The 19,245-nt window shown below is 67.4% G+C and carries 17 protein-coding genes; 7 read left to right on the top strand and 10 right to left on the bottom strand.

Annotated elements, in window-relative coordinates; genetic code table 11:
* Window positions 1-85 precede the first annotated feature (85 nt).
* Window positions 86-2,182 (bottom strand): DNA gyrase/topoisomerase IV subunit B, encoded by a 2,097-nt coding sequence (locus ACTQ49_RS00275; protein ID WP_441825843.1) that lies wholly within the window; start codon window positions 2,180-2,182, stop codon window positions 86-88.
* A gap of 222 nt (window positions 2,183-2,404) precedes the next feature.
* On the opposite strand from ACTQ49_RS00275, the gene ACTQ49_RS00270 reads away from it, so the two are divergent.
* Window positions 2,405-2,602, top strand: coding sequence for a DUF7455 domain-containing protein (locus ACTQ49_RS00270; protein WP_441825842.1), 198 nt, complete (start codon window positions 2,405-2,407; stop codon window positions 2,600-2,602).
* 97 nt (window positions 2,603-2,699) lie between these two features.
* Here ACTQ49_RS00270 and ACTQ49_RS00265 read toward each other — a convergent pair whose 3' ends face one another.
* The 3 genes from ACTQ49_RS00265 to ACTQ49_RS00255 all read right to left on the bottom strand — a co-directional run bounded on the left by ACTQ49_RS00265 (window position 2,700) and on the right by ACTQ49_RS00255 (window position 6,340).
* Entirely contained in the window at window positions 2,700-2,888 is a 189-nt protein-coding gene (locus ACTQ49_RS00265; RefSeq protein WP_441825841.1) for a YbdD/YjiX family protein, read from the bottom strand.
* Window positions 2,885-5,194: a carbon starvation CstA family protein gene (locus tag ACTQ49_RS00260; protein WP_441825840.1), complete on the bottom strand. Its 2,310-nt coding sequence runs from the start codon at window positions 5,192-5,194 to the stop codon at window positions 2,885-2,887. Before ACTQ49_RS00260 ends, ACTQ49_RS00265 begins: the two co-directional genes overlap by 4 nt.
* Window positions 5,195-5,323: 129 nt before the next feature.
* Window positions 5,324-6,340 (bottom strand): LLM class flavin-dependent oxidoreductase, encoded by a 1,017-nt coding sequence (locus ACTQ49_RS00255; RefSeq protein ID WP_441825839.1) that lies wholly within the window; start codon window positions 6,338-6,340, stop codon window positions 5,324-5,326.
* A gap of 86 nt (window positions 6,341-6,426) precedes the next feature.
* Here ACTQ49_RS00255 and ACTQ49_RS00250 point away from each other — a divergent pair, with 86 nt between their 5' ends.
* Entirely contained in the window at window positions 6,427-6,873 is a 447-nt protein-coding gene (locus ACTQ49_RS00250) for a pyrimidine dimer DNA glycosylase/endonuclease V (RefSeq protein WP_441825838.1), read from the top strand.
* Window positions 6,874-6,883: 10 nt separating this feature from the next.
* A complete protein-coding gene (locus tag ACTQ49_RS00245; RefSeq protein ID WP_441825837.1) occupies window positions 6,884-7,420 on the top strand; it encodes an NUDIX domain-containing protein in 537 nt (178 codons plus the stop codon).
* 32 nt (window positions 7,421-7,452) lie between these two features.
* Here the strand turns inward: ACTQ49_RS00245 and ACTQ49_RS00240 are convergent, their stop codons facing one another.
* Window positions 7,453-8,499: a glutathione S-transferase family protein gene (locus ACTQ49_RS00240; protein ID WP_441825836.1), complete on the bottom strand. Its 1,047-nt coding sequence runs from the start codon at window positions 8,497-8,499 to the stop codon at window positions 7,453-7,455.
* Window positions 8,500-8,622: 123 nt separating this feature from the next.
* On the opposite strand from ACTQ49_RS00240, the gene ACTQ49_RS00235 reads away from it, so the two are divergent.
* Window positions 8,623-10,047, top strand: a complete 1,425-nt coding sequence (locus tag ACTQ49_RS00235; RefSeq protein WP_441825835.1) for an FUSC family protein — start codon at window positions 8,623-8,625, stop codon at window positions 10,045-10,047.
* Window positions 10,048-10,073: 26 nt separating this feature from the next.
* Here ACTQ49_RS00235 and ACTQ49_RS00230 read toward each other — a convergent pair whose 3' ends face one another.
* Both ACTQ49_RS00230 and ACTQ49_RS00225 read right to left on the bottom strand, forming a co-directional pair.
* A complete protein-coding gene (locus tag ACTQ49_RS00230) occupies window positions 10,074-10,586 on the bottom strand; it encodes a GNAT family N-acetyltransferase (RefSeq protein WP_441825834.1) in 513 nt (170 codons plus the stop codon).
* An 86-nt stretch (window positions 10,587-10,672) separates the two neighbouring features.
* On the bottom strand, window positions 10,673-12,190 hold the full coding sequence (locus tag ACTQ49_RS00225; RefSeq protein WP_441825833.1) for an RNA polymerase sigma factor: 1,518 nt from the start codon (window positions 12,188-12,190) through the stop codon (window positions 10,673-10,675).
* Window positions 12,191-12,339: 149 nt separating this feature from the next.
* Between ACTQ49_RS00225 and ACTQ49_RS00220 the strand changes: the two genes are divergently transcribed.
* Together ACTQ49_RS00220 and ACTQ49_RS00215 are read left to right on the top strand one after the other, a co-directional pair.
* Complete coding sequence (locus ACTQ49_RS00220; RefSeq protein ID WP_441825832.1) at window positions 12,340-14,502, top strand: S9 family peptidase; 2,163 nt, start codon at window positions 12,340-12,342, stop codon at window positions 14,500-14,502.
* Window positions 14,503-14,704: 202 nt separating this feature from the next.
* Window positions 14,705-15,625: a sigma-70 family RNA polymerase sigma factor gene (locus ACTQ49_RS00215; RefSeq protein WP_441825831.1), complete on the top strand. Its 921-nt coding sequence runs from the start codon at window positions 14,705-14,707 to the stop codon at window positions 15,623-15,625.
* A gap of 146 nt (window positions 15,626-15,771) precedes the next feature.
* Here ACTQ49_RS00215 and ACTQ49_RS00210 read toward each other — a convergent pair whose 3' ends face one another.
* From ACTQ49_RS00210 to ACTQ49_RS00200, 3 genes are read right to left on the bottom strand one after another with little or no spacing between them, the layout of a single operon-like run.
* Entirely contained in the window at window positions 15,772-16,386 is a 615-nt protein-coding gene (locus ACTQ49_RS00210) for a GNAT family N-acetyltransferase (RefSeq protein WP_441825830.1), read from the bottom strand.
* Window positions 16,387-16,391: 5 nt separating this feature from the next.
* Window positions 16,392-17,255: an acyl-CoA thioesterase gene (locus tag ACTQ49_RS00205; protein WP_441825829.1), complete on the bottom strand. Its 864-nt coding sequence runs from the start codon at window positions 17,253-17,255 to the stop codon at window positions 16,392-16,394.
* A gap of 19 nt (window positions 17,256-17,274) precedes the next feature.
* A complete protein-coding gene (locus ACTQ49_RS00200; RefSeq protein ID WP_441825828.1) occupies window positions 17,275-18,258 on the bottom strand; it encodes a YeiH family protein in 984 nt (327 codons plus the stop codon).
* A gap of 69 nt (window positions 18,259-18,327) precedes the next feature.
* Here ACTQ49_RS00200 and ACTQ49_RS00195 point away from each other — a divergent pair, with 69 nt between their 5' ends.
* Window positions 18,328-19,233: a LysR family transcriptional regulator gene (locus tag ACTQ49_RS00195; protein ID WP_441825827.1), complete on the top strand. Its 906-nt coding sequence runs from the start codon at window positions 18,328-18,330 to the stop codon at window positions 19,231-19,233.
* Window positions 19,234-19,245: the final 12 nt, after the last annotated feature.

The raw sequence follows: 19,245 nt of genomic DNA, 5'->3' as shown, positions 1-19,245 counted from the left end.
TCCATATCGAATCTCGTTATTAACGATACTCGATATGGAGATCATGTCCAGTGCTGCCAGTCGGGCGTCGATTTGTCCCCGCTGATCAGGCGTCGATTTGTTCCGCATCCAGCCGGTAGGCACCCTCGACGATGAACTCCTTGCGGGGAGCCACCTCATTGCCCATCAGGATCTCGAAGGTTCGCTCGGCGGCCTCGGCGTCATCGACCGTGATCCGGCGCAGGGCCCGGCGACGGGGGTCCATCGTCGTCTCCTGCAGCTGGTCGGCGTCCATCTCGCCCAGACCCTTGTAGCGCTGCGGCTCCTTGAAGTTGATCCCCTTCTTGGTGAGTTCGGCGAACTTGCGCTGGTATTCCGCGTCGGAATAGGTGTAGATGTACTTCTCCATTCCCCGCTTGGGGTTGATCAGCTCGAAGCGGTGCAGCGGCGGCACGGCGGAATAGACGCGCCCGGCCTCCACCAGCGGCCGCATGTAGCGGAAGAAGAGCGTGGCCAGCAGGCATCGGATGTGGGCGCCATCGGAGTCGGCATCAGCCATGAAGATGACCTTTCCGTAGCGAGCCTGGTCGAGGTCGAAGGTCCGACCGGAGCCTGCGCCCACCACCTGGATGATGGAGGCGCACTCGGCATTCTTGAGCATGTCGCCCACCGAGGCCTTCTGCACATTGAGGATCTTGCCCCGGATCGGCAGCAAGGCCTGATGCTCTGAGTCTCGCGCTCGGCCGGCGGTACCCAGCGCCGAGTCGCCCTCGACGATGAACAGTTCGGTGCGCTCGGGATCGCTGCTGCGGCAGTCCTTCAGCTTGGGCGGCAGCGACGAGCTCTCGAGCGCATTCTTTCGACGCTGGGTCTCCTTGTGGGCACGGGCGGCGACGCGGGCGCGCGATGCGCCGATCACCTTCTCCATCACCTGGCGTGCCTGGGCCTTCTGGGCGGGCTTGGTGGACCCGAGGAAGTCACCCAGCTCGCGTTCGACAACGCGCTGCACGATCCGGGTGGCGGGCGGGGTGCCCAGCACCTCCTTGGTCTGTCCCTCGAACTGGGGCTCGGCCAGCCGGACCGTCACGACGGCGGTCAGGCCCTCCAGGCAGTCGTCCTTGACGATCTCGTCACCGGACTTCATCAGGCGGGTGCCCTCCATCGCCTTGGTGAAGGTGCGGGTGAGGGCGCGTTCGAAGCCCTGCACGTGGGTGCCACCCTTGGGCGTGGAGATGATGTTGACGAAGCTCTTGACCGTCGTGTCGTAGGTATTGCTCCAGCGCAGGGCGATGTCCACGCTGAGGTCGCGCTCCACGTCCTGCGGTGTCATGGCCCCGGTGGCCGCATCCAGCATGGGCACGGTCTCGGTGAACTTGTCCTGGCCCTGCAGACGCAGCACGTCGGTCACCGGGGCGCCCTGGGTCAGGTAGTCACAGAACTCGCTGATGCCACCTTCATGGTGGAAGACCTCCACGTCGTCGGCACCATTGCGACGGTCGGTGACCGTGAACTTCAGCCCGGGCACCAGGAAGGACGACTGCCGGGCCCGCGCCAGCAGGGCGTCCACGTTCAGGTCAGCGTCCTTGAGGAAGATCTGACGATCGGGCCAGTAGCGCACCCGGGAGCCGGTGACACCGCGCTTGGCCTTGCCCACCACGCGCAGACCGCCCTGCGGGGTGAAGGGGGCATCGGGACCATCGCCGTCGAAGACGCCGGGCGTTCCGCGTCGGAAGCTCATCTGGTAGGTCTTGCCGGCCCGGTCCACCTGCACGTCCAGCCGCGAGCTGAGGGCATTCACCACGGAGGCGCCGACGCCGTGCAGGCCGCCGGTGGCGTTGTAGGCCCCACCGCCGAACTTGCCGCCAGCATGGAGCTTGGTGAAGATCACCTCGACGCCGGTCAGGCCGGTGCGCGGTTCGATGTCGACGGGCATGCCCCGCGCATGGTCGTCCACCTGCACCGAGCCGTCGGCATGCAGGAAGATCTCGATCGCGTCGCCGCTGCCCCCCAGGGCCTCGTCGATGGCATTGTCGATGATCTCCCAGAGGCAGTGCATCAGCCCCTTGGTGTCAGTGGAGCCGATGTACATGGCCGGGCGCTTGCGCACCGCTTCGAGTCCCTCCAGGACGAGCAGGTGCTTCGCCTCGTAGTCACGCCCCGACTGGGCGGCATTCTTGGCAGGAGTGGTCGTTGAGGTTGGCACCCCGAAAGGGTACTCGGCGCCTGTGACTTTGCACGTCTCCACGCCGATCCGGACCCCTTGGCCCCGTCTGCTGAAGGCTTGTGGCACGCTGACGCGAGTTCGCCCCCACCCCGTCGTGGGCTGGGTAGGGTGGGGGCTGGGAACAAAGCATGTCCGCCAGACGTTGACATGACCGAACCACCCAGTGCAGGCAACCCGCCCGCCTGACCCCAAGGAGGCCCAATGACCACCACAGTCATCGAGGACCGAGCGCTCGACGCCACGGACCGTTGCGACCGTTGCGGTGCCCAGGCCCATCTGCGCGTCATCCTCGCCTCCGGCGGGGAACTCCTGTTCTGCGCGCACCACGGACGCGCCCACCAGGACAAGCTGCAGCAGGTGGCCCTGAAGATCCAGGACGAGACTGCGCGGATCAGCTGACCGCACGCAGCATCGACGAGAGAAGGTCCCCACCCGATGCGGGTGGGGACCTTCTGTCATCCTCCGGTCATGCCTGGTCGCTCACCAGCTGGCCGGGTCAACAACAGCGCGCCCGCGGATTGCGGGTCTCGTCATCCCACTTCGCCCGGTAGAAGCTGCCACGATCCAGCACGGGTTGCCCTGGATGCGCGTGGCGGTGGTGCGCCACATAGCGGTCATAGGCGTCCAGACCGCTCATGCCGCGCACCACGCGCATCACCCCATGGGCGAACTCCCGCGCGCTCACCGCGTCGCCAATGTGTGCGTGTGTTCGGAGCGGTCCAGGTGCTCGCCCGTGGAGTCCAGTCCCGCTGCCTTCCACTCGGCGAGGACCTCTTTCTCCAGCGGTGTGGCGACGAAGCTGGACGGGGCGAAGATCTCGCTGTCGACGCGGGGCGCTTCGGCGTCGGGCAGGCCGCCCTGACGCACCGCCTTGAAACTCACCCACAGGCCAATGGCCAGCACGGCCAGGACGAGCCCGGCATAGAGGATGGACAGGGTGCCCTGGACGGCGGTGTTGCGGATCACCATGTCGATCTCGTGCGGCGTCTTGGCGGTGAGGTAGGTGCTCTCTCCCGCTGCACGGGCGGCCTTGGCGGCACTGTGGTTGGCCCAGTAGCCGATCTTCACGTTGCTGCTGAAGATCTTCTCGTAGCTGGCCCACATCGTGATGAACAGGTCCCAGGCCAGTGGCAGGCCGGGAATCCAGGCCCACTTGTACAGGCCCTTCTTCATGACGACGACGAAGCACAGGGTGAGCGCAATGGCAGCCAGGAGCTGGTTCGCGATGCCGAAGAGCGGGTAGAGCATGTTGATGCCACCCAGCGGGTCGGTCACACCCATCACGACGATCGATCCCCAGGCCACGACGGTGACCAGGGTGGTGATGAAGGCTCCGGTGCGCCACGACGGGTCGCTGAAGCGCTGAAGGCCCGGGATGTTGGCCAGCATGTCACTGATCATGAAGCGAGCCACGCGAGTGCCGGCGTCGATGGTGGTGAGGATGAACAGCGCCTCGAACATCACGGCGAAGTGGTACCAGAAGGCCTTGGCGGCGCCGATCACGGGGATCTGCCCAAAGATCTGGGCCATGCCGAAGGCGAGCGTCGGAGCCCCGCCGGTGCGGGAGATGATCGTCTTCTCCCCCACCTCCTCGGCGGCCTGGCTGAACATCTCCGGGGAGGCGGGCGGCAGGGGCTCGCCTCCGGGCGTGACCAGACCGAGTCCGTTGGTGTAGTCGGCCACCGTCTGGGGCGTGCCGCCGGTCAGACCCAGCGGGGCATTCATGCCGAAGTACATGTGCTGGTCAATCACGCAGGCCGTGATCAGCGCAGCCATGGCGACGAAGCTCTCGGTCAGCATGCCGCCGTAGCCGATCACGCGGGCCTGCGACTCCTTCTGGATCATCTTCGGCGTGGTGCCGGAGCTGATCAGGGCGTGGAAGCCACTGAGCGCTCCGCAGGCGATGGTGATGAACAGGAAGGGGAACAGGTCACCCTGGAAGGCCGGCCCCGTGCCGGTGTGGGCGAACTGGGTCACCGCCGGCATGCTCATCACCGGCAGCACGATGAGGATGGACAGCGCCAGGAAGGCGATCGTGCCCACCTTCATGAAGGTGCTCAGGTAGTCACGGGGCGCCAACAGCAGCCAGACGGGAAGGATGGCGGCGAAGAAGCCATAGATGGCGATGGCATAGGCGAGCTGCACCGGGGTCAGGGTGAACCAGTCGGCCAGAGTCGGGTGGTGACTGACCCAGGAACCGCCGGCGATGGCGGCCACCAGGAGCACGACGCCGATCAGGGAGGTCTCCCCCACTGCGCCCGGGCGGATGTAGCGCATGTAGACGCCCATGAACAGGGCGATCGGAATGGTCATCGCGATGGAGAAGACGCCCCACGGGCTGGCGGCCAGGGCACCGATGATGACGATGGCCAGCACGGCGATCAGGATGATCATGATGGTGGTCACGCCCAGGATCGCGAACCACCCGCCGACGGTGCCCAGCTCGTCCTTGGCCATCTGACCGAGCGAACGGCCGCGGCGACGGATCGACAGGTGCAGCACCATGTAGTCCTGGACGGCGCCGGCCAGGATCACGCCGAAGACGATCCACAGGGTTCCGGGCAGATAGCCCATCTGCGAGGCCAGGACGGGGCCGACCAGGGGCCCGGCGCCCGCAATCGCCGCGAAGTGGTGGCCGAAGAGCACCACCCGGTTGGTGGGCATGAAGTCCTTGCCATTGGCGAACTCCTCGGCCGGGGTGGCGCGAGTGTCGTCGGGCATGTGGAGCTTTCGCTCGATGAGCTTGCCGTAGAAACGCAGGGCAAGGATGTAGCTGCCGACCGCGGCCAGGACGAACCAGGCGGCACTGACATTCTCGCCGCGCTGGAAGGCGATCACGAACCAGGCCACGGCAGCGAGGATGGCGATCGCCCCGAATCCCAGCTTCTCCTTGGCAGTCAGGCGATGGCCTTCGTCGACGGCCACTGGCGGCAGGTCGGGGCGGATGCGGATCTTGCGGTCGTCCGGCAAGGGCGGTGCGGGTGTGGACACGGGTCTCCTCCAGGTGGGGGGTGGTGTTCCGGGAGCGTAGGACCAACCCAACCTGTGGAATCCGTGTCTCAGATACTGGCGCAATGCCTGCTTGCAACGCGCCTGCCCACTCCCCTCACCCCACTCCCATCACCCCACAGTGAGACCCATGTCCCGCACGTCATGCAGCGTGCCGATCCGCGTCTCCACGTCGTAGGTGGTGGCGGCCAGCATCAGCTCCTGCACCCCGGTGCGGTCCACGAGGGACTGCAGCTGGTCCCGCACCACGTCGGGCGTACCGACGAACTTCGTCGCCGGCAGGTGCCCCATCATCTGCTCGTCCAGCGGAGACAGACCACGCTCGGCTGCCGTCGACGGCGAGATGACTGGCTCCAACCGATTGGTGCGCAGGGCCAGCGCCATGTGCTTGGCGGGCCCTGCCAGGTATTCCGCCTCGTCAAGGGTGGGGGCGGTGATGACCGAGGTGCAGATCATGGCGTACGGCTGGTCCAGGGCCGGCGACGGCTCGAAGCGACTGCGGTAGGCCTCCATGACGCCCACCTCATCCATCTGGCCGAAGTGGTGGGCATAGCAGTAGCGCAGGCCGAGCATGCCCGCGAGCTGCGCGGAGTATGCCGAGCTGCCCAACAACCAGACCTCCGGATGGGTGGCTGCAGCCGGAGTGGCGGCCAAAGTCGCCGACATCGGATTCTCCAGCCGGTTGTCGCCCAGCCAGCTGAGCAGTTCCAGCACGTGCTGCGGGAATTCCTGCACGCCCAGGGCATCGGAGCTGCGGCGTAGGGCCTGGGCGGTGCGCTGGTCGGTTCCCGGTGCACGCCCGATCCCCAGGTCGACGCGATGGGGGTAGAGGCCCTCCAGCAGGGCGAACTGTTCCGCCACCACATAGGGGGCATGGTTGGGCAGCATCACGCCGCCCGAACCCACCCGGATCCGCTGGGTGTGGGCACCCAGCGCGGAGATCACCACGGCCGGGTTGGTTGAGGCCACGGCGGGCATGTTGTGGTGTTCGGCCACCCAGAAGCGTTCATAGCCCGCCTCGTCGGCGGCCTGCGCCAGCCGGATGGAGCGCTGCAGCGCTGCCGGCGTGTCGGAATCGGCGGTGACGGTGACCAGGTCGAGGACGCTCAGCGGGATCGGGGTACTCATACTGGTGCAACCCCACGCCCCACGGTGCTATTCCACGCCCCACCTCGGCCCGCCCACTCCCACGTGATGTCCAGTACCGTTCGCGCATGCGCCTGTGGTCCCTGCACCCTGAACTGCTCGATCGTGCTGCCCTGGTGGCCTGTTGGCGCGAAGCCCTGCTGGCCCAGAAGGTCCTGGCCGGCCAGACGCGTGGCTACACCCGACACCCCCAGTTGGAGAGGTTCCGGGAGTGCGACGATCCGTCGGCGGCGATCGGCGCCTATCTGGCGGGCATCGCCGACGAGGCCGATGCCCGCGGCTATCACTTCGATCGGGCGCGCATCACCTGCCCGCGAACCCCTGAGCCGCTCATGACGGTGACCACGGGCCAACTCGGTCTGGAGCTGGAACATCTGCGGACGAAGATGACACTGCGAGCCCCAGAGTGGCAGCAGGTCCTCGACGAGCGCCTGGGCGGCCGCCCCCCGAGGCCGCATCCAGTCATGACGACGGTGGACGGGCCGGTGGCGACCTGGGAGCGAGCCAAGGCCTAGGCTTGCTGCCATGTGGCCGGTGACCAGCACCCAGACCAAGTACGAGAATCCCTGGATCCGCATCCGCGAGGACAAGGTGGTCCGCCCCGATGGCAGCCCGGGTCTGTTCGGGGTGATCGAAGTGCAGAGCGAGGCGGTCTTCGTCGTGGCCATGACCGACGATGACCGGGTGTGGCTGGTGACGGTGGACCGGCACACGACGGGGATGTCCCAGGAACTCCCGGCCGGCGGCACCGACGGGCAGGGCCCGCTGGTGGCCGCACAGCGAGAACTGGCCGAGGAGACCGGCCTCCAGGCCAGTCACTGGCAGCGGATCGGCGGCATGAATGCCCTCAACGGTGTAGCCGTGGCCCCAGAGCATGTCTTCCTGGCCACCGGTCTGTCCCCCGTCGAGGGCCTGCTGGAGCAGGACGCCGAGGGGATCACCGGCACCGAGGCGCTGCCCTGGTCCGAGGTGATGCAGCGCATTCGCGACGGGCGCATCGTCGACGGCGAATCGATCGCCTCACTGATGTTCGCCGCGCTGGCGTTGGGGCGCGTCAACTGACCTCGGCCAGCTGACCTCGACAGGCTGCACGATCAGCCCAGGAGCGTGTGTGGCGCCTTCTCGTCCTCTCGCACCGGGTCAGGAGCAGTGCCGTCACCGAAGGGACGTCCGCCCAGGTGCTCACGGCCGTGCTCGCTGAGCCAACCGGACAGGTCCGGCCCCTTGGGGACGATGGACAGCGGGTTCAGGTCGGTGTGCACGACGTAGTAGTGCTCCTTGATCTGCTGGAAGTCGATCGTGTCGCCGAAGCCGGGGGTCTGGAAGAGGTCGCGGGCATAGGCCCACAGCACCGGCATCTCCGCCAGCTTGTTGCGATTGCACTTGAAGTGTCCGTGGTAGACCGCGTCGAAGCGGACCAGGGTGGTGAACAGGCGCACGTCGGCCTCGGTGATGGACTCCCCCATCAGGTAGCGCCGGGTGGCGAGTCGATCCTCGAGCCAGTCGAGTGCGGTCCACAGACGGTCATAGGCGGCATCGTAGGCCTCCTGTGAACCGGCGAATCCGCAGCGGTAGACGCCGTTGTTGACCTCGGTGAAGATGCGCTTCATGACGGCGTCCATCTCCTCACGAAGCTCCTCCGGGTAGAGGTCCGGTGCACCCTCGCGGTGGTGGGCGGTCCACTCGGTGCTGAAGTCCAGGGTCATCTGGGCGTAGTCATTGGTCACCACGGCACCGGTGGTCACGTCCACCATGGCGGGAACGGTGATGCCGCGTGGGTACTCGGGATCGCGCTTGAGGTAGGCCTCCTTGATCCGCGGGATGCCCAGGACGGGATCGACGCCGCCCGGATCCAGGTCGAAGGTCCACGAGTCGGCGTCATGCGTCGGACCGGGCAGTCCGATGCTGATGGCGTCCTCCAGACCGAGCAGTCGTCGCACGATGAGCGTGCGGTTTGCCCAGGGGCACGCCCTGGCTGCCACCAGGCGGTAGCGGCCAGCCTCCACCGGCACGGCATCCCCACCGGGCTGCACCTGCGCCTTGATCCGGGTGGTGATGTAGCGGGTGTCGCGTTCGAAGGGCTTGCCCTTCGACGAGTAGACCCCGCCCTTGTTGTGCTCGGGGAGCTCATTGTTGACCATTCAACAAGAATATCCGGTCGTGGGATTCCCCACAAGATCTGGCCACCCAGTCAGGCAACCCACAGCAGGACGGCCCCGTTGGCTCGCCGCAGCCACCGCAAGGGCTACCTAGACTGGAAAATGATGAAGAATCTTGGCAGCAGGATCCTCGACCTCCTGTGGCCCACCCGACCAACGGGCCGCAAGGAGGCTCTCGCGCGCCTTGCGCCGATCATCGGGAACATGGCCAAACTGGCCATCGCCTCCACTCTGGCCTATCTGCTGACCCGTGCCCTGGTGCACGGCCCGATCGACCTGACGAGCTCGCTCACCGCCCTGCTCGTGATGCAGGCCAGCGCCGCCAGCACCTTCAAGAAGGGCGCCCTGCGTGTGGTCGCGGTCAGCTCAGGCGTCAGCCTGGCCCTGCTCACCACCTACCTGTTCGGCATGAACTGGTGGAGCCTGGGACTGGTGATCTTCTGCGCTCTCTTCTTGGCCCGCCTGCTGCGGCTGGGCGACTCGGCTCTGGAGATGCCGATCTCCGCCATGCTCATCCTGGGGCAGGGCACCGATGTGGCCGCCGAGACGCGCGTCATCGCCACGTTGATCGGAACACTCGTAGGAATCGTCTTCCCCCTCATCCTGCCACCGGCGGTCCCCTTCCGCTCCGCCGCCTCCGCAGTGCACGGTGTGGCCACCGAACAGCGCAATCTGCTCGAACGTGCCGCAGAAGCCCTGGAGAACCAACAGGTGACCCGCCCGGTGGTGGCCGGGTGGCTGACCAGGGCACGCCAGATCACCAAGCAGGTGGCCAGCGCCCAGGCCCTGGTTGATCGTCACAGCGACCTGCGGCGGTTCAACTCCCGGGCCATGGGCACGGCCGACATCTCCCCTATCCTGCTCTCTGGCCTGAACTCCCTGGACAGCTGCCTGCTCAGCCTGCGCGGCATCTTCCTGGTGATGGAGCGGCATGCGCCCCCGCCGGTCCACCCGTCGATGGGGGCCACGACCACCGTGCCGCAACCCTTCGACGAGGACGTCCAGCACGTCGTGGCGATGATGCTGCGCAGACTGGGCGACTTCCTGGAGGCATTCGGCACCATGGTGGAGGCCGAGGCCAATGGCAATGAGGAGAAGGCCCATGCCACCTTCGTCGCCAACTACCGTCAGCTGCGCGACGCTCGCGCCGAGATCGCAGAATTGATGGCCGCGGCCGACAACCTGGGCGACCAGTGGCTGCTCAGTGGCGGCGTGCTCGCCTCGCTTGACCAGATCCTGGAGCAGCTCGACATCGATTCCCGAGTACGCGTCCGCGACACCTGGAAGGCTTCCCAGCTGGGACGCCGCCTGCCGGAGAGCCAGATCGGCCCCCGCACGACGATGATTGACCGAGCCCGGCTGACTCGCATGCGGGCTCGTCAGCTGAAGCGCAAGCGCACCCCCACGACGGTCGTGGACTTCCTGGACGACGACGAGACCACCGCGATCATTCCCGTGATCGACCCCGACGCGCCGCCGCCACAGGATGCTAAGCCGTCTCGCCGCCTGCGCCTGCATCGCAGGCAGTGACCGCCGGCCCGGGCCGGGGACGGTGCTCAGTCCTGGTGGCGGACCATCCGCAGCTCGGCGGCTCCCAGCTCCTCATTGGTACGGCGGGCGCCGTCGAGCTCGAAGCCATTGCGACGGTAGAAGGCGATGGCCCGCTCATTGCCCTCGAGCACCCACAGATAGCAGTCCATGTCGCCGACGGTCATCTCCAGCAAGCGGTCGGCAGCTCCAGTGCCCTTCACCTCGTCGGTGAGGTAGATCTGGGCCAGCTCCAGGATCGCCGGCGCGTCGGGCTCGCGGCGCGGGCAGGCATTGGCGACGCCCACCACGCGGTTGTCCCGGGAGTCCATCAGGATCCAGAACCAGACCCCCTCCTGACTGGCCAGCGCCCAGTCCATGGCGCGCTTGGCCTGCACTCCTTCATGTTGGCGGGCCTCCACCAGTTCGGGGGCGAGCAGATCGCCATAGGACTGCTGCCAGGACAAGGCCTGGGCCTGCACCGCTCCCTGCAGTTCGGCAGGATGCTCGGCGCGCTTGATGCGGTAGGGAGTCTTCGACATGCACGTGAGACTAGCGAGCGGTCACGGCGACACGGAAAACGGCCGCCCCGGGAATCCCGGGACGGCCGTTCGAGTCCGCTGGATGCTCAGTCCAGGTAGTCCCGCAGGACCTGCGAACGCGACGGGTGGCGCAGCTTGCTCATCGTCTTGCTCTCGATCTGGCGGATGCGCTCACGGGTCACGCCGTAGACCTTGCCGATCTCGTCGAGGGTCTTGGGCTGGCCATCAGTCAGACCGAAACGCATGCTGACCACGCCGGCCTCACGCTCGCTGAGCGTGTCCAGAACGTCGTGCAGCTGCTCCTGCAGAAGGGTGAAGTTCACCGCATCCGCCGGGACGATCGCCTCGGAGTCCTCGATCAGATCGCCGAACTCGGAATCGCCGTCCTCACCCAGCGGCGTGTGCAGCGAGATCGGCTCACGGCCGTACTTCTGCACCTCGACGACCTTCTCCGGGGTCATGTCGAGTTCCTTGGCCAGCTCCTCCGGCGTTGGCTCGCGGCCGAGGTCCTGCAGCATCTGGCGCTGGACGCGGGCCAGCTTGTTGATGACCTCCACCATGTGCACCGGGATGCGGATGGTGCGAGCCTGATCAGCCATGGCGCGGGTGATGGCCTGCTTGATCCACCAGGTGGCGTAGGTCGAGAACTTGTAGCCCTTGGAGTAGTCGAACTTCTCCACGGCGCGGATCAGGCCCAGGTTGCCCTCCTGGATGAGATCCAGGAAGAGCATGCCGCGGCCGGTGTAGCGCTTGGCCAGCGAGACGACCAGACGCAGGTTGGCCTCCAGCAGGTGGTTCTTGGCGCGGCGGCCGTCCTCGGCGATCCACTCGTAGTCCTCGATGACCGCGGCCTTCAACTTGGCACGGGTGGCCTCGTCATTGAGCTGCTCATCGGCGAACAGACCGGCCTCGATGCGCTTGGCGAGCTCCACCTCCATCTCGGCATTCAGCAGCGCGACCTTGCCGATCTGCTTCAGGTAGTCCTTGACCGGGTCGGCGGTGGCACCGGCCACCATCACCTGCTGTTCCGGCTCGTCGGTGTCGTCATTGTCGCTGACGACGAAGCCCTTCGACTCCTCGACGAGCTCCTCCTCCTCCTTGGCGGTCTCCTCCGGCTTGAAGTCCGCCTCATCGACGTCGTCGAGGGTCCGCTTCTTGCCGCCGACAGTGAGGACGACGTCATCGCCGTCGCGCTTGACCTGCACCTCCACATTCTCACCGGTCGCAGCGCCCGCGATGGTGACGGTCTCCACCTCCGCTGCCGCAGCCGCCTTCTTGGTGGTGCGCTTGCCAGCCGCCTTCTTGGCGGTGCTCTTGGACGCCGCGGTCTTCGACGCGGTGCTCTTGGACGCCGCGGTCTTCGACGCGGTGCTCTTGGATGCGGCAGTCTTCGACGCGGTGCTCTTGGATGCGGCAGTCTTCGACGCGGGGGCCTCGGTGCTCGCGGCGGCGGTCTTTCGAGCCGCGGTCTTGCGGGCCGGCGCCTTCTTGGCCGGGGTGGCCTCGGCGTCGTCGGTGGCCTGCTTGGGAGAAGTGGGCGTCAACGAAGGATCCTCTCGGGAGTCCGGGAAAGCTCTCCGCGCCGCACGGGCGGACACGGACAATCGGGACGTACTGGTTTCGCGCTTGGTGCGCCAAACTTATTTCAGGGCGTGCTCAGGCCGGTGAAAGTCAAGAGTACTCCCACCGGTCATTCTGGCACGCCCATGCCGCGCAACCAAACCGAACCCGGCTCGCAGCTAGGGTTGCCACCATGCCCGACGCCCAGAACACGCCGATCTCCACTCCGGTCAACAGTCCGGCCTCCGCGCCCAGGCCCGCGCGGCGCCCCGTGACCCGCAGCTTCCACGGCGACGACTTCGTCGATGACTACGAGTGGCTCCGAGAGAAGGATTCGCCAGAGGTGATCGCCCACCTCGAGGCCGAGAACGCCTGGACGGAGGCCCGCACGGCACATCTGGCCGGCCTGCGCCAGGAACTCTTCGACGACATGTCAGCCCGCACCCAGCAAACCGATCTGGGCGTGCCGGTGCACGTCACGCACGAGCTCGACGGAGTGGGCACCGGCTGGTGGTACTACTCGCGCACCGTCGAGGGCCAGGACTACGCCATCCGTTGCCGTGTGCCCGACACCACCGGAACACGACCGGACCTTGCCGGCGAGGTCCTGGGCGAAGAGGTGCTGCTCGACGGCAATGCGGTGGCAGAGGGACACGCCTTCTTCCAGCTGGGCGGGCTGGCGGTCTCCCCCGACGGACGACTGATGGCCTGGTCCGTTGACCACTCCGGAGACGAGCGTTACAGCTCCTATGTGCGAGACCTGTCCACCGGCGAGGACTTCGGCCCGATCCACACCAATCTTTCCGCCGGCCTGTGCTGGGCCGGAAATGAGTCAATCGTGTACTCCCTGGTCGACGAAGCCTGGCGCCCCTTCCAGGTGTGGCGCCACACGATCCGCACCGACCCAGCACAGGACGTGCTGCTCTTGCAGGAGGACGACGAACGCTTCTGGCTGGGCGTGGACGAGACCCGGGACCGCACCCACCTGCAGTTCATGGCCGGCTCCAAACTCACCAGCGAGTGCTGGCTCATGCCCGTCGACGAACCCGAGGCCCGACCCCGGAGCATCGCGGGCCGCGTCGAGGGCGTCGAGTACCAGGTGGAACTGGCCGGCCAGCAACTGTTGGTGCTGCACAACCGGGACCACAAGGACTTCACGCTCTCCAGCGCTCCCCTGTCGGCCACCAGCGCCGAGCAGTGGGTGGACGTCATTCCGGCCCAGGAGGGCATCCGGCTCGACGGGGTCAGCGCCTACGCCGGGCACGCCGTGGTCAGCGGGCGACGCGATGCCCTCAGCGCCGTCGCTGTGTTGACCCGCCGGGGAGACGACTGGGGCGAGCTGCGATGGGTTGACTTCGACGAGCCGATCCACGAGGTCATGCCGCACTCGGAACCGGACTGGGGAAGCACCACCTGCCGGCTCCAGTACAGCTCGCTGGTGACGCCCAACTGCGTCCTGGAACTCGACCTCACCGACGCAAGCACCCGCCTGGTGAAGCAGAAGCCGGTGCTGGACCATCCGGAACACGGCCCGTACCGAAGCGATGACTACTTGATGGAACGGCTCTGGGCCACCGCGGAGGACGGCACCCGCATCCCGATCAGCATGGTGCGCCGCAAGGACATCGTCGCGGACGGCTCCGCTGCGTGCCTGCTCTACGGCTACGGCGCCTACGAGAGCTCCATGCCCCCCTACTTCTCCACGATGCGGATCTCCCTGCTGGAGCGCGGCATCATCTTCGCCATCGCGCACATCCGCGGCGGCGGAGAACTCGGCCGCGCCTGGTATGAGGGTGGCTCCCAGCTGACCAAGCCCAACTCGTTCAGCGACTTCGTGGCCTGCGGCCGCCACCTCGTCGACCAGGGCTGGACCTCACCGCAGCGACTGGCGGCCCAGGGGGGCAGTGCCGGTGGCCTGCTGGTTGGTGCCGCCATGAACCTTGCTCCCGATCTCTTCCGGGCGGTCCAAGCCCAGGTGCCCTTCGTCGACGCCCTCACCAGCATCCTCAAGCCGGAACTGCCCTTGACCATCCCCGAATGGGAGGAATGGGGCAATCCGATCGAGGACCCCGAGGTCTACGCCTGCATGAAGTCGTACACCCCCTACGAGAACATCCAGCCGGTGCGCTACCCCGCGGTGCTGGCCACCACCAGCCTCAACGACACCCGGGTGCTCTACGTCGAACCGGCCAAGTGGGTGGCCCGACTTCGTGACATCGTCCAGCCGGACCCCGAGCGGGACATCCTGCTGCGCACCGAGATGGTGGCGGGCCATGGCGGCGCGAGTGGGCGCTACGACAGCTGGCGCGAGCAGGCCTTCGAGTGGGCCTGGGTGATCGACCAGATCAGCGACTGATCCGCCGGCACCGAGGTCTTCCACCCCGCACGGAGCCCGCGGTGGTCTCAGGGTTGTCCCTGAGACCGCCGCGGGCTTCCTACGACCTGGGGATGATCTTGTCCGCTCAGAGCGTGATTCCGGCACTCGCGGGAAATTCTTGGATCGTTTCTGGAACCTCGTGCGTTGTCACGGGTGAAGCACGGTGAAAGGTGGTCACATCATGGATTCCCGAGGACGCATCCGCAGCATCGACGGCATCGACGGCAAGGACTCCGTCGGCCTGTACTTGGAATCGATTGCGCGCACTCCCCTCCTCTCCGCCGAGGACGAGGTCCACCTCGCGCGCACGATCGAGGTCGGTCTGTACGCCCAGGCACTGCTCGACGGCACCGAGAAGACCCGCAAGAAGGTGACCACCGAGGAACTCGAGCTGATCGCCGCCGAGGGCGAGGCCGCGATGCAGCGCTTCGTCCAGGCCAACTTGCGCCTGGTGGTCTCGGTGGCCCGCAAGTTCGGCCGGGCGCAGATGCCCCTGCTCGATCTGGTGCAGGAGGGCAACACCGGCCTGATCCGGGCCGTCGAGAAGTTCGACTACACGAAGGGCTTCAAGTTCTCCACCTATGCCACTTGGTGGGTGCGTCAGTCGATCAGCCGCGGCATTGCCCAGCAAGGACGCATCGTGCGTCTGCCCGTCCACGTCGCCGAGCAGGTGAACCAGGTCAATGCCGTGCGCCGCAACCTCGAACGCCAGTTGGGTCGCGAGCCGGAGGTGGCCGAGATCGCCGATGAGCTGGGGCTGGAGCAGGAGCGCGTCGTCGACCTGATCCGTTACAGCCGCGAACACATCAGTCTGGATGCACCCGTCGAGGAGTCCGGTGACACGTCGCTCGGCGACCTGATCGCCAAGGAGACCGCTCCCGGCCCCGACGAGATGGTGCTCGACGCCGAGGACCGCCAAGCCCTGGAGGACATGCTGGATGGTCTGGACGAGCGCTCTGCCGACGTGGTGCGTCGCCGCTACGGCCTGGCCGACGGACGCCAGGCCAAGCTGGCCGACATCGGCGCCGTCTGGGGCATCACCGCCGAGCGGGTGCGCCAGATCGAGCGCAATGCCCTGGCCCAGCTCCGCGACGCCGCCTGAGGTCCATGTTCCCTGGGCTCGCTCCGTTTCCTGAGCGCGTCAAAGGGACGACCACCACCCGACGTCGCGATGGTTGTTCGACGTCGCTGCCCTGACTGGGGTCGCGACGTCGAACAGGTATCGCGAGGTTGCAAGAGGCGCTCGGCTCACGCAACGCCGACAGGCACGATGCCGTCCACCTGCACGGGAAGATGGTCCAGCCGCTGCCACTGCTCACGGGTCAGCTCGAAGGTGTCGATGGGCCGCACCACACCGGCAACAACCGGATCCCGTCGACCCGTCCAGACGTAGCCGACTCGCTCGCTCACCCGTCGTGACGCGATGTTGCCGGGACGCGCCGCGGTCACGGCTCGCTCGGCCCCGAGCACGTCGAAGGCGAGCGCCAGTATTGCCGTACGCATCTGTACCCCGAGCCCCTTCCCGCGCGCCGAGGCCACCAGGAAGGACGACGAGTCCACTTCCGCTCGCGTCACGAAGTGCTTCCCTTCCAAGACTTGGAAACCCACCGGCTCACCCCCACTCCAGACCACGAAGGGCAGGTTCCAGCCACCCTCTGCTCCGAGGATGCGGAAGGAGGCCAACCAGCTCCGCAACCAAGCCTCTCGATGCTCCCGCAGGGAGGAGCCCTCGCTGCGGGGGAATGTCGGGTCGTGGTCGAAGTCGTCCGGCATCAAGGAGACGAGGAGCCCGTCGTCGTCCGCGTCGGCGACGATCAGCACCGCGTCGCCGCACTGGAGCGTGAGACGATCACCTCGGGACACCGTGCCTACCCCACGACCCGGATCATGCCCTCCTGGCTGCAGGAGGCAACCAGCGCATTGCCCTGCACCAGACGACCCGTCGAGAAGCCCAGCGCATTGCTGGCCGACGGGGAGACCTGGTCGTAGAGCACCCACTCGTCGGCGCGCACGGGACGGTGGAACCACATCGCGTGGTCCAGCGACGCGATGTTCATCGCCGGGGACAGGAAGGCCACCTTGTTCTGGTGCGGCACGGTGGAGACGCTGAGGATGGTGATGTCGCTCAGGTAGGCCAGCACCGCCTGGTGCAGCCGCTGGTCGTCGGGCAAGGCGCTGGTGGTGCGCACCCACACCCGCATGTGGGCCTGGTGCGCCCCGGGCGTGATCATGGCGGACTCGCCGGAGTCACCGGCGAAGCGCACGTCCAGGGCATCCCACTCGGCGAAGTGGCGAGCGGAGACCCCGAGCCGCTCCTGCATCAACTGCATCAGCGATGGGCACTGCTCCGGGTCGGGGACCCCGCGCGGCATCGGGTCCGAGTGGTCCAGGCCGCCCTCCTCGATGTGGAAGTTGGCATTCATGGTGAAGATGGGCCGGCCACCCTGCCGGGCCACCACCCGCCGGGACGTGAACGACTCCCCGTCGCGGACACTCTCCACGTCGTAGATGATCGGCTTGTCCGGCTTGCCGCCGCGCAGGAAGTAGGCGTGCAGCGAGTGGCACATCCGGTCGTCGCCGACGGTGCCGTAGGCCGCCATCAGCGACTGGGCGAGGACCTGGCCGCCATAGGTGCGCTGCAACTGCGTCTGCGGCTGCGCCCCACGGTAGAGGCCGATCTCGATCTCCTCGAGGTCGAGCAGGTGGACGAGTTCTTCGGTGGTCTGTGGCACCCGTCCAGTCTTCCACTTCTCAGCTGACCAGCGTCACACCGCCCAGCGCGAGGCCCGCCACCCAGATGGTGGTCCCCAGGCCCAGCAGGAAGGGCCGAGGCCCCACCTTCACCAGGCTCGCCACCTTCACCCCCAGCCCCAGCGCGAACATGGCCGCCGCCAGCAGCGCCGTCTGCACCGTCTTGACCACGGGGAGCCACTCCGCCGGCAGGACGTGCGCCGAGGCCACCAGTACCATCGCGACGAAACCGGCCACGAAGAGCGGGACGACGGGCGGCCGGCTGGCTCCCGGGACAACCGGCCCGGAGCGCCGCATCCAGGCGCCCACCAGCACCACGACGGGCGCCAGCATCAGCACCCGGGCCAGTTTCACGACCACCGCCACCTTCAGGGCCGACGGACCGAGCGCGGCCCCGGTGGCCACCACCTGCGCCACCTCGTGGATCGAGGCCCCGGCCCACAGGCCCGAGGGGATGGTGCCCAGCCCGAACAGGTGCGTCAGCAGCGGCACGACGGGGATCATCAGGGTGCCGTAGAGCACCACCAGGGCGATCGCGGTGGCCACCTCGTCCTCGTCGGCGTCGACCACGCTGTTCACGCCGGCGACGGCGGCGGCACCGCAGATGGAGAAGCCCGAGGCGATCAGCAGGCACTGGGTGCGCGCCATCCCCAGCGCGCGTCCCAGGGCGAGGCTGCCGAGGATGCCGCCCGCGACGACGGCGACGATGACGGCCACCATGCCCGCCCCGAGCCGGGCGATGTCCCCCAGCACCAGTTGCAGGCCGAGCAGCACGATGCCGATCCGCAGCACCCGCTTGGCGCTGCACGCCACCCCGGGCTGGAAGCGCGGTGGGACGGGTACGAGGTTGGTGACGATGATGCCCAGCAGGATCGCCACCAGCAGGGCGCTCAGCGTGGGCACGGCACGGTTGACCAGGACGGCGAGCACGGCGCCGCCGGCGCACAGGAGCAGGCCGGGCAGGAGGCGTCGCAGGGAAGTCACCCGTCCATCCTTGTCAGCGGAACGTCCCGGCAGAAGACCGGTGATGCCATCGGGTCATATCATCGACGCATGACTGCCCACGCCCATCCGGACTGGCCGGAGCTCGGCGTCCTCGAACTGCTGACGGCCACCGGCCGCACCGGCAGCCTGACCGCGGCTGCCCGGGAGCTCGGGCTGGCGCAACCCAATGCGAGCCGGGCCATTGCGCGGCTCGAACGCCGCCTCGGGGTGACGCTCCTGGTGCGCACACACCGCGGATCCACCCTGTCCCCGCAGGGCAAGCGGGTGGTCGAGCTGTGCGAGCCACTGCTGCAGCAGGCCCACGACTTCCTGGCGGGCACCAGCGAACTGAGTGGCCACCGCCCCCAGCAGCTGGACTTTGCCGCCAGCCAGACCATCGCCGAATACTTGGCTCCCGGCTGGCTGGCCAGACTGCACCGGCGCGATCCCCACACCGAATGGCACATGACGGTGACCAATTCCCGCACCGTGATCGCCCAGGTCCTCACACACCAGATGCCGGTGGGGTTCATCGAAACCCCCGAGCTGCCCACAGGCATCTCCACCCGCACGGTCCATACCGATCGACTCTGCGTCGTCGTCCCGCCGGACCATCCCTGGGCAGACCGACGAGAACCGCTCCGGCTCGACGAGCTCGGAGCCACCTCGCTGGTGGTACGCGAACTGGGCTCAGGCACCCGGGAGACGCTCGACGCAGCCCTCGGCAGCCGTGAGGTCGCCTCCCCCACCCTGGTGCTGAGCAGCAACACCGCCGTCCTGGAGGCCTGCGCCGCAGGAGCTGGACCTGCCGTGCTCAGCGAACTGGCCGTACACGGTGCCCTGCAGCAGGGACGCCTCCTCCGGGTGACGATGGCCGAGCCCGACGCGCTGGCCCGCGAGCTGCGCGCCATCTGGCTCGGCCGGTCCCCCGAACCCCTGGTGCGTGAGCTGGTGCGGGCAGCCACAGCCCGGTGATTCACCGATGGG

The sequence above is a fragment of the Luteococcus sp. Sow4_B9 genome, assembly GCF_052116585.1.
GTDB lineage: Bacteria > Actinomycetota > Actinomycetes > Propionibacteriales > Propionibacteriaceae > Luteococcus.
Note: the sequence above shows the minus strand (reverse complement) of the source record. Positions and strands in the feature narration are given on the sequence as shown.

What these genes read in the sequence shown, in the direction of transcription:
- ACTQ49_RS00240 (WP_441825836.1), bottom strand. Translation starts at nt 8,499, where the DNA reads ATGGTCAACAATGAGCTCCCCGAGCACAACAAGGGCGGGGTCTACTCG.
- ACTQ49_RS00255 (WP_441825839.1), bottom strand. Translation starts at nt 6,340, where the DNA reads ATGAGTACCCCGATCCCGCTGAGCGTCCTCGACCTGGTCACCGTCACC.
- ACTQ49_RS00245 (WP_441825837.1), top strand. Translation starts at nt 6,884, where the DNA reads ATGTGGCCGGTGACCAGCACCCAGACCAAGTACGAGAATCCCTGGATC.
- ACTQ49_RS00250 (WP_441825838.1), top strand. Translation starts at nt 6,427, where the DNA reads ATGCGCCTGTGGTCCCTGCACCCTGAACTGCTCGATCGTGCTGCCCTG.
- ACTQ49_RS00215 (WP_441825831.1), top strand. Translation starts at nt 14,705, where the DNA reads ATGGATTCCCGAGGACGCATCCGCAGCATCGACGGCATCGACGGCAAG.
- ACTQ49_RS00235 (WP_441825835.1), top strand. Translation starts at nt 8,623, where the DNA reads ATGAAGAATCTTGGCAGCAGGATCCTCGACCTCCTGTGGCCCACCCGA.
- ACTQ49_RS00220 (WP_441825832.1), top strand. Translation starts at nt 12,340, where the DNA reads ATGCCCGACGCCCAGAACACGCCGATCTCCACTCCGGTCAACAGTCCG.
- ACTQ49_RS00270 (WP_441825842.1), top strand. Translation starts at nt 2,405, where the DNA reads ATGACCACCACAGTCATCGAGGACCGAGCGCTCGACGCCACGGACCGT.
- ACTQ49_RS00230 (WP_441825834.1), bottom strand. Translation starts at nt 10,586, where the DNA reads ATGTCGAAGACTCCCTACCGCATCAAGCGCGCCGAGCATCCTGCCGAA.
- ACTQ49_RS00195 (WP_441825827.1), top strand. Translation starts at nt 18,328, where the DNA reads ATGACTGCCCACGCCCATCCGGACTGGCCGGAGCTCGGCGTCCTCGAA.